Origin of the sequence: Methanoregula sp. (assembly GCF_049690535.1) — an archaeon.
Lineage (GTDB): Archaea > Halobacteriota > Methanomicrobia > Methanomicrobiales > Methanospirillaceae > Methanoregula.
This window is the reverse complement of the sequence record NZ_JBAVMX010000019.1, coordinates 1-9156: the sequence shown is the minus strand read 5'-3', so window position 1 is coordinate 9156 and position 9156 is coordinate 1. Positions and strand designations below refer to the sequence as shown.

Here is a 9156-nt window from a genome sequence, read left to right as displayed (position 1 = left end):
GGTTGAACTCCTGCACGGAGAGCCAGTCCCGGCCCATCGCAAGCGCATCGAAGATCACCTGCGACGCGGGGAAATCGACCCCGGCCCCGAGAGCAGCCGTCGTCACGACAGCCATGAGCTTGCCGGAGAGGAACTTCGTCTCGACCTCGCGGCGCTCCTGGCTTGAGAGCCCCGCATGGTAGGCCGCTGCCCGCATCCCGAGCGCATCGGCAATCGTATGGCACCGGGCACGGGCATTCGTGAAGATGATCGTCTGGCCCCGGAACCCCTTCGAAGATGTGTTCTTGTATTCCTCGGTCGTCAGCTTTTTGATCGTCGGGATCTTCTGCTTGCGTTCCGTAAAAAGCAGGAAACGTTCGAGTGCAACCGGCCGGTCGTCGTACCGGACGAGCTGGCAGTTGAGTTTCTTTGCGAGCGTCTTTGGCGATCCTATCGTCGCGGAGAGATACAAAAACTGCGCCTGAGGGGCGAGATACTTGAGCCGTGCGACAAGGCCGTCGAGCCGGTGGCCCCGTTCCGGGTCCTCGAGCATCTGCACTTCGTCGATGACGACCGTCGCGATGTTCTGCATCCGCTGGCCGCACCGGATCATGTTGTCCACCCCTTCGTAGGTACCGACAACGATCGGCGCCTGCGGGTTCCGGTCGCCGACTTTCCGGGTCTCGGGGAGATTGAGACGCGAGACGCCGGTCAGAAGACCGGTCTTTGCAAAGGCGCTGTACCGGTCGGTGAACCGCTCGTATTTCTGGTTCGCGAGTGCGACAAGCGGCACTAAAAAAAGCATCCGGCCCCGGCCGGCAAGGTAATTTTTCATCCCGGCCATCTCACCGATGAACGTCTTGCCGCTCGCGGTTGCGGCAACAACGAGAAGATCCTTTCCGTACAGCAGGCCGGCATCCACCGCGAGCTGCTGGGCCGGCATGAGGGACTCGATCCGTGACGCAACCACAAACTCATGCGGGAGCGGCAGTTCCTCCAGTTTTGCAGTCGCAAGCACCGGGTGCGCCTCGATCCGGTCGAAGAGGGCAGACTTCATTGAGAGTTTTTCCGGCTGGACGAGCGCGAGCACCCGGTCAAGGTTCCGGGTCGCTTCGAGCAGTTCCTCGAAGTGCCGGAGCGTATCCTTTCCCATGTGCCCGATCGGCGCCAGTTCGCGCCTGAGCTCCCGGCGCCCGCATTCAAGGCAGATCTTCTCGCTCTTCCCGAATATCACGAAGTTGTCGTTCGTGAGCGGTGTGTACCGGTCGTCTAGGAGGCAGATCCGGCAGACATCCACGGCACCGGTGCGGACCTGGAATGCGTGCAGGAACTCTTCGAAAAGCGGGTCCGGCTTTACCATCCGCACGTCGCCTTCGCGGAGCTGGCCGATCAGGTCCTTTGACGGCGTGGCCCGGTACTCTTTCCTGGAACCCCAGCGGAGCCGGTACTTGACCGGCCGGGGCCCTTTGGGGGTATCGGTCATCTCCACAATACCGATACCGTGGACGTGCTTCCCGTCGTAAAAGAGAAGTTTGTAGCTGCCTTTGACCGGCTGGACGATGATCTTCATGGGGCGATCAGATCGACGATGACGTACGAGAGCCCGACGCCTTCAAGCCGTTTTAAGAAATCCGTGAACTCTTCATCGACGATCACGATCACGCAGTCGATCCCGTGGAACGACGCCTCGATCACGCCTTCCCGCGCCCCGAAGAACAGGTCCGGTTTATGACCGGCGGCTTTGAGTGCGATGTACGCCTCAAGCCCGACTGCCGCCACCATCCCTGCCGGGTGGACAAGTTCCTTTAATTTGTCCATCTGCACCCGGCGCGAGCCCCCGTGCTGGATCCGGGGCACCTTGCAGATGGTGATGGTGCCTTCCTGGTGCTCGATAATGCCGTTTAACCGGGCCACACCCACATCCTCGTCTTTTTTCGCATCGGCAACAACCGAACCGGTCGCCGGCTGCTTCTTTTTTGCGGCGTACAAAAAGCCGGCTTTCATGTAGACCCCAACCTCATCGCCTGCCTGGAGGTTCTCGGCGGCGATCGCTGTCCAGACCGAGACCTGCTGGATGATGTCGCGCCTGATATGCCGGGCATAGGACTCCAGTGACTCGGCGTTCGCGAGCACCCACTCGATGCCAGCCTTGGTCACCTCGTAGTTGCCGCGCCCGCTCGCGGAGACCATGCCCTCATCGGTGAGCTCGCGGATGTATTCTGATATCGCCTGCGGCGTGACACCGAGTTTTGTTGCGATCTCCTGCTGGCGTACCGCCGGCTGGTGCTCGGCTATCTCGACCAGGATCTGTAACCGGGAGACCTCGCGCTTGCTGCGCAGGATGGAATAAAGGGGATCCTTAGCGTCCGGTGTCAAGCAGCACCAGCCCCTGTCCCTTCACATCAAGCTGAGGTATCCTTTTTGCAAGCCCCTTGATGAACACCGGACTGACACCGAATTTTCTTGAGAGATCGCTGATGGACGTGTTGCCGTTTCCCATTTCTGATTCGATCTGGCCGACAATTTCGCGGAGGTTCTCGTCGTTTGAGAGCGAGATGTACAGGATGTCCGAGAGGTCCTGCAGGTTGCACTGGAAATTCGCCCGAAACTTGTTGTACGTTCCCCGAAACTCCCGTTGCGGCTTTTCACCGGGCTTTGGCATCCGCCACTGTTCTTCCACGAGATTACCTTTCTTTAAGATCTGGATGCAAAGTGGAACAGACTCATCATTTACCTGTGCCTGAAGTTCTGCCTCGGTCATCCACGATTTGCTCAGTAATTCGTATACCTTTTTGAACGCAGGACTGTTGAACGTCATGAGGAGCGGAACAAGTTCTACGGGATCGTTGACAATTCGGATGTGACCCGGCACAGTAAAAACCCTATAATTATATCGCGGTATAAATCAATAAATTTATGCGGCACAAACCATGCAAAAAAGGGGCAGAATTTCAGTTCGCGGCATCGTGCAGGGTGTCGGGTTCCGCCCTTTTGTGTATGCCCGTGCCTGCGAGTACGGGATCGCAGGCTCGATAAAGAACCTTGGGAGCGAAGTGGAGATCTTTGCCCGGGGCGATCAGTTCGAAACTTTTCTTGCGGCAGTCTCCCGGGGCCCGCCGATGTCCCGGATCGATTCTGTTGATGTGACGGAAACGACGGCAGATATCCCGGACGGCTTTGTTATCCTCAAAAGCGGGACCGGCTCGTTTTCCGGCATGATCCCTCCTGATATTGCGATCTGCGACGATTGTATTTCAGATATTTTTACACCGGGCGGCAGATACGAGGGATATTGGGCAACTTCTTGTGTAAACTGCGGGCCCCGGTACAGCATTATCAAGGAAGTCCCGTACGACCGGGAGCGGACAAGCATGGACACATTCCCGATGTGCCGGGCGTGCGCGGAAGAATACGGCGACCCGGACTCCCGACGCCACCATGCGCAGACGATCGCCTGCCACGCTTGCGGCCCCTCCCTCCGGCTCATGGACCGGACCGGAGCCGATGTCCCGTGCGGCGACCCGATCCGGGAAGCAGCGGCGCTGCTCGACGCCGGGAAGATCCTCGCGATCCGGGGCGTCGGGGGCTTCCACCTTGCCTGCATAGAAGAGTCATCCGGAGAACTCAAAGCACGCCTCGGCCGGATCGAGCAGCCGTTCGCAGTCATGGTGCGCCCGGGTGTCATCGATCGGATCGCACGAGTCTCAAACGCGGAGCGGGAGCTGCTGAAGAGCCCAGTCCACCCGATTGTGGTTCTGGAGAAACGCGATCATTCCTCTCACAGCACCATCAGCAATCTGCACACGATCGGCTGCATGCTTCCCTACACCGGGCTCCACCACCTTCTCTTCTCGCACCTTTCACACCCGCTCCTGATCATGACGAGCGCGAACATGCCCGGCTACCCGATGATCACCGATACGGAGGTGGCGCTCGCGAAACTCGCACGGGATGCGGATTATTTCCTCGTCCACAACCGGACCATCACGAACCGGGTGGACGACTCGGTCGTGCGCGACGGCTATATTCTCCGGCTCTCGCGGGGCATTGCGCCGAAACGGACCGCCATCGATCTCGGCCCGTACTGCATCCTCGGCGTCGGCCCGGAACTGAACGCGAATGCAACGATCTACAAAAACGGGTTTGCCGTCACTTCCCCCCACGTGGGCAATGTCCGTAACCCGGCAACGCTCGAATACCTTCAGGAGACGGTCGCCAAGCTCTCGCGGCTGCTCGGGGCCAGATACGAACTTGTGGCCCATGACCTCCACCCCCAGTTCCTCTCGACTCGGTTTGCAAAAGAGATCGCGGCGGAGCAGAGGCTTGAACTTGTGCCGGTCCAGCACCACCGGGCACACATAGCGGCGACGACGACCGAACCCTGTATCGGGATCGCCATCGACGGCGTCGGGTACGGGGACGACGGTACGGTCTGGGGCGGGGAGATTTTTGCCGGGCAGGTGCCGGACCTCGCCCGGGTTGCCCATCTCGAACCCGTTGCAATGCCGGGCGGCGACCTTGCCACCCGGTTCCCGGAGCGGATGCTGTACGGCATCCTGCAGGATGAGAAGTGCCTTGCACTCCTCGCTGACCGAGGCTGGTCGGACGTAGAACTCGGCGTGATCAAAAAACAGGTCGCAGGGAAGTTCAACGTCACGATGACAAGCAGTACCGGCCGGGTGCTCGATGCGGCGTCCGCGCTGCTCGGCTGCTGCCGCGAGCGCACCTACGATGGCGAACCTGCAATGAAACTCGAAGCGGTTGCGGCGGGCGGGGCAGCTGAAGTGTGGGAGCCGGTATTTTCAAATGCCGGCGGGTGCGAAATTCTCTCAACCCGGGCGCTCCTCAAAACCGCGCTCTCGCAGTTCTCCCAAACTCCGCCCAGCGACAAAAATGCCGTCCGCAACATCGCGGCATCCATCCAGTACAACCTCTCCAGAGGGATCGCCGCGCTTGCCATCCACGCGGCAGAAAATGACGACATTTCCCTTGTAGCACTGAGCGGGGGTGTTGTCGCGAACCGGGCGATCAGGGAGACTATCCGTTCAGAGATCACCCGGGCCGGGCTCACCCTTATCATCAACGATGCGTACCCTCCCGGCGACGGGTGCGTCTCCTTTGGCCAGTGTGTCTGGGCAGGAAGTCTCGCAAAAACCGGGGAGACCGGAATCCATCACCGGTAAAATCCAAAAAAAACAAGCATTTTATCTTGACGGAAGTACAAAGATGAGATCAGCTGTGATGTATCCGCTGGATTTAATTCAGGAACAGGAAAAGAGGCTCCAGAGCCTGGAAAAGGAGCTCACCGAGCTCCGCCAGGGGCTCGCGGCGGTGCACGATTATTTCCTCGAAATCAAGGCTGCAGCTGATGAAAAGAGTGTCAGCACCGAGATCACCATCGGGATTGTCAGGCCCCAAAAAGAGGATGATGCAGAGTTCGAGGGGATCTGGGAGTTCCACCAGAAACTGCTCGTCGGCGACCCTTCGGGGACCATCCCGCTCGATATCATGTATGACACCTTTGCCCAGTTCTGCCGCAAGAACGGGAGAAAGCCGGTGGACAAGGACGCATTCGAGTACCTGCTCCCGCAGATGGACGAACCCCGTCCGGTGATCTTCCGGGGAAAATGGCAGGGATGCAGATTCCGGTAAACGGTGGCTGAACCTTTTCGGGCATGGAGAAGTTATGGCACATGTCCGCATCACGGCTGAATCCGATATTCCCCTTGTCGGGTCGCTCTATTTTGGCATTATTGACCGGGGCACGAGCCTCCTACAGGTGCGCCCGAGCTGCGGCTGCAACTTAAACTGTCCCTTTTGCTCGGTCGATGCCGGCCCATGCTCGACAACCCGGGCCACCAGTTACGAAGTAGAACTGGACTATCTCCTTTCCGCTGTCGAAGAGATTGCGCCGTTCAAGGGAACGGGTGTCGAGTGCCACATCGATTCCCCGGGCGAACCGCTCATGTATCCCCGGCTTCCCGAGCTGGTTGCGGCGCTCAAAAACATCGACGCCGTTAGCACCGTCTCGCTCCAGACAAACGGCACACACCTTGACGATGCAAAAATCGCGGCGCTCGCAAAGGCAGGGCTCGACCGGGTCAACCTCTCGCTGCATGCGCTTGAACCGGCACTCGCCCGAGAACTTGCCGGTGTTGACTGGTACGATATTGACAAGGTTTGCGGCGCGGCAAAAGCGGTTGTAAACAGTTCCATGGACCTCCTCATTGCGCCGGTCTTTATGCCGGGTATCAACGATGCGGAGATCCCAAAACTCATCGGATTTGCGCAGGAGTGCGGGGCGGGAAAACGGTTTCCCCCACTCGGCATCCAGAAGTTCGAGCGATATAAGTACGGCAGGACGCCAAAAGGCGTGAAAGTCCAGAGCTGGTGGCAGTTTTTCAACCGGAGTATCAAAGAGTGGGAAAAAATGTCCGGACTGCACCTCCGCCTCGATGCAGGGCGGGACTTTGGCACTGTGCGGCGGCCGTCGCTCCCGCAGGTGTTTACCAAAGGCGAGAAAGCGACAGTCGAGATCAAGGCTCCCGGCTGGATCTACGGGGAACAGCTCGGCATCGCCCGTAACCGGGTGGTCTCGGTCTTCGGCTGCGATAAAGAGTCGGGACAGGTCAGGGTGAAGATCGTCGCGGCGAAAAACAACATCTACGTGGCTGTAACGGTTTAGTCACGGGGTGCCGGCCCGGAACCGGAAAAAGAACGTGGGGCGAACTTGCCGGCGCATCCGCTCCTCCGGATTGCCATCGTGAGAATAAGTGAATTACCGACTACGGGAAACGAAGAAGAAAAAAAAGATTTAGCCGAACAGGGCACCAAGCCCTGCCATGCCGCTCTCTTCTTCTGCTTTCTTGTCCTCTTCCTTGTGCTCTTCGTGGGCGGGTGCTGCTGCGTGGCCCGCTGCGGGTGCTGCGGCTGCAACGGCGACCGGTGCTGCGGCTGCCTTGCTGATGGCCTCTTCAATATCCACACCATCGAGGGCTGCAATGAGCGCCTTGATGCGTGACTCGTCTGCCTTTACACCTGCGGCGGTAAGGACTGCCTTGACGCCGTTCTCATCGACCTTCTTGCCTGCCTTGTGCAGGAGAAGTGCTGCATAGATATACTCCATCTTAAGTTCACCTCAATAATTTTATTTTACCAGGGTCTTTAACACCTGGCTTTCTCTCTGGGCTTTACCAATAATCGCATCGACAACATCCTTCTCGTAGATTGCCGCCTCGATCGCAAGACCGCGTGCATCCCTGACGGCTTTGGTCAGGATCGGTGCCATGGTCTCTTTCGTCGGGATCGCTGCATTGACCGACAGGTTGAACGCCTGCTGGCCGGCAAGCTGGAGCTGGGCGAGGAACTTGGTCTCGTCCACTGCGAGCACGGACGGCTCGTAGAGGTTTCCATCGTGGAACGCTACCTGGAGCGCGAGCCCCACATCCATGGGCTTGATGTCCAGTTTGACGAGCACAACGGCAAGTTTTGCCGAGATGACTGCACCTTTCTTGACGACGGTCTTGGTCTCCCTGATCTTGACCTTGCCGCCTTCAATCGCTGCGGGAATGCCGGCCTGCTGGAGCTCACCGACAATCGGGCCGGGCTTGAAGCTCGTGGGCCCCTTCTCGACAACGATATCCTCGGGGGCGGTTTCGCCGGCCTTTGCGGCCATCTTGGTCTTGGTCTTCTCGAGCTGCTTGTACAGCTTGAACGGGTTGTCGTTGGAGAAGATCATCGCGGAGTGACCCGAGATGTACTTGGTGAGGGTTTTTGCGTCCCCGCCAATCTCGCCGAGCGCGTGCTCGATCAAGGTGTTTCGTGTCACCTTGATGACTGCCTTGCCCCGGAGGTTCCTGCGGATCTGCTGCACCTGCTGTGCGGGAATGCCGTACATGTCGACAAGCCCGATCAGCGTGTACTCTTTTGCGTGCTTCTTGATCTCCGCAACCTCGTCCTTCTTCCATGCGGGCAGGTGGTGGGTATAGACTGCCATTATACCAGCCTCACGGACGGGCCCATCGTGGTCTTCACGAAGACCGAGCGGACATTAAGGTGACCCTGTTCAAGAACAGACTCGATACGCTTGACGACCGCGTCAATGTTCTCGGCGACCTGCTCCGGCGTCATTGCCGTCGTACCTACCTTTGTGGAGAAGACCGTCTTGTCTTTCGTGCGGATCTTCACCGACTTTCGGAGACGTTCGACAATCGGACGGATATCAGTCTGCCCAGGGATCGGCATCGGCATCCGGCCCCGCGGACCGAGCCGGGGACCTAAGAAACGACCGACCTGCGGCATGACCGCGGTCTCGGCAAGGAAGTACTTGTAGGTGCTCGCGACCCGGCGTGCCTCACGGGGAGCGCCTCCGAGCCGTTCTACCTCTTCAGGGCCGATGATCAGATCAACCTTGGCTTCCTTTGCCTGCGTGACGATATCCCCTTTCCCGATGACACAGATACCGTTATTCTCACCGGTACCGTGGGGAAGAAGAACCGTCTCGTCGATACGATTTTTCGGCTGCGCCATATCGATATTCTTGAGATTGATGGTAATATCGATGCTCTCAGAGAATTTTCTCTTTGGCGCCTTTTCAATCGCCGTGTTTACGGCTTCCAGAATTTTGGCCCTATCAACCATCTGATTCCTCCATAGTCTGCGACCGAACCCTTCGATCTCCTATGGTGTTCTCCGGTTATTTCACAAGGACGCTGTCATACTTGCCAGCTGCGATGTCGACAAGCACGTCTTTCGCGCGCTTGCCGTCAACGGTTACACCCATGCTTACGCACGTGCCCACGACCTCTCTGACTGCGGTCTTGAGCTCGTAGGAGAGCATTCCTTCGAGTTTCATGTTGGCAATTCTGACTGCGGCCTCGAATGGCAGGTTCCCTGCCACTTTGACGTTGGGCTCTGCGGATCCTTTCTCGATATTGGCCTCTTTCTTGATGAGTGCCGTCGTCGGGGGGATACCCACCGAGACTGTGAAGTTCTTCTTTGCGTCGACTTCGATCTTGACCGGGACCTGCATTCCGTTGAATGAGGCGGTTTTCTTGTTGATCTCATCGACTACTGCCTTCACGTTGATACCGAGTGGTCCGAGCGAGGGTCCTAATGGTGGACCCGCTGTTGCCTTTCCGCCGGGTACTAAAACCTCGACCACTTCTGCCATAGTCT

The 9156-nt window shown here is 58.4% G+C and carries 10 protein-coding genes; 3 read left to right on the top strand and 7 right to left on the bottom strand.

Annotated features, from left to right (window positions below):
* The 3 genes from WCE46_RS01260 to WCE46_RS01250 form a co-directional block, all read right to left on the bottom strand.
* Positions 1 to 1549: DEAD/DEAH box helicase (locus WCE46_RS01260; protein ID WP_424731883.1), on the bottom strand; the 1549-nt coding region annotated here is incomplete at its 3' end.
* Entirely contained in the window at positions 1546 to 2355 is an 810-nt protein-coding gene (locus WCE46_RS01255) for a winged helix-turn-helix transcriptional regulator (protein WP_424731882.1), read from the bottom strand. The genes WCE46_RS01260 and WCE46_RS01255, both read right to left, overlap by 4 nt.
* Entirely contained in the window at positions 2339 to 2851 is a 513-nt protein-coding gene (locus WCE46_RS01250) for an ArsR family transcriptional regulator (protein WP_424731881.1), read from the bottom strand. Before WCE46_RS01250 ends, WCE46_RS01255 begins: the two co-directional genes overlap by 17 nt.
* Positions 2852 to 2909: 58 nt before the next feature.
* On the opposite strand from WCE46_RS01250, the gene hypF reads away from it, so the two are divergent.
* The 3 genes from hypF to WCE46_RS01235 are packed head-to-tail and all read left to right on the top strand — an operon-like array spanning position 2910 to position 6664.
* On the top strand, positions 2910 to 5162 hold the full coding sequence (hypF, locus tag WCE46_RS01245; protein ID WP_424731880.1) for a carbamoyltransferase HypF: 2253 nt from the start codon (positions 2910 to 2912) through the stop codon (positions 5160 to 5162).
* 58 nt (positions 5163 to 5220) lie between these two features.
* On the top strand, positions 5221 to 5631 hold the full coding sequence (locus WCE46_RS01240; RefSeq protein WP_424731878.1) for a hypothetical protein: 411 nt from the start codon (positions 5221 to 5223) through the stop codon (positions 5629 to 5631).
* Positions 5632 to 5665: 34 nt separating this feature from the next.
* A complete protein-coding gene (locus tag WCE46_RS01235) occupies positions 5666 to 6664 on the top strand; it encodes a radical SAM protein (protein ID WP_424731876.1) in 999 nt (332 codons plus the stop codon).
* Between the two features lie 129 nt (positions 6665 to 6793).
* Here WCE46_RS01235 and rpl12p read toward each other — a convergent pair whose 3' ends face one another.
* The 4 genes from rpl12p to WCE46_RS01215 are packed head-to-tail and all read right to left on the bottom strand — an operon-like array spanning position 6794 to position 9151.
* Positions 6794 to 7105 carry a 50S ribosomal protein P1 gene (gene rpl12p / locus WCE46_RS01230; RefSeq protein ID WP_424731875.1) on the bottom strand — a complete coding sequence of 104 codons (312 nt, stop codon included), beginning with the start codon at positions 7103 to 7105 and terminating at the stop codon, positions 6794 to 6796.
* A 21-nt stretch (positions 7106 to 7126) separates the two neighbouring features.
* Positions 7127 to 7975: a 50S ribosomal protein L10 gene (locus WCE46_RS01225; protein WP_424731874.1), complete on the bottom strand. Its 849-nt coding sequence runs from the start codon at positions 7973 to 7975 to the stop codon at positions 7127 to 7129.
* Complete coding sequence (locus tag WCE46_RS01220) at positions 7975 to 8619, bottom strand: 50S ribosomal protein L1 (RefSeq protein WP_424731873.1); 645 nt, start codon at positions 8617 to 8619, stop codon at positions 7975 to 7977. The genes WCE46_RS01225 and WCE46_RS01220 overlap by 1 nt, the downstream gene beginning before the upstream one ends.
* A gap of 55 nt (positions 8620 to 8674) precedes the next feature.
* A complete protein-coding gene (locus tag WCE46_RS01215; RefSeq protein WP_424731884.1) occupies positions 8675 to 9151 on the bottom strand; it encodes a 50S ribosomal protein L11 in 477 nt (158 codons plus the stop codon).
* Positions 9152 to 9156 lie beyond the last annotated feature (5 nt).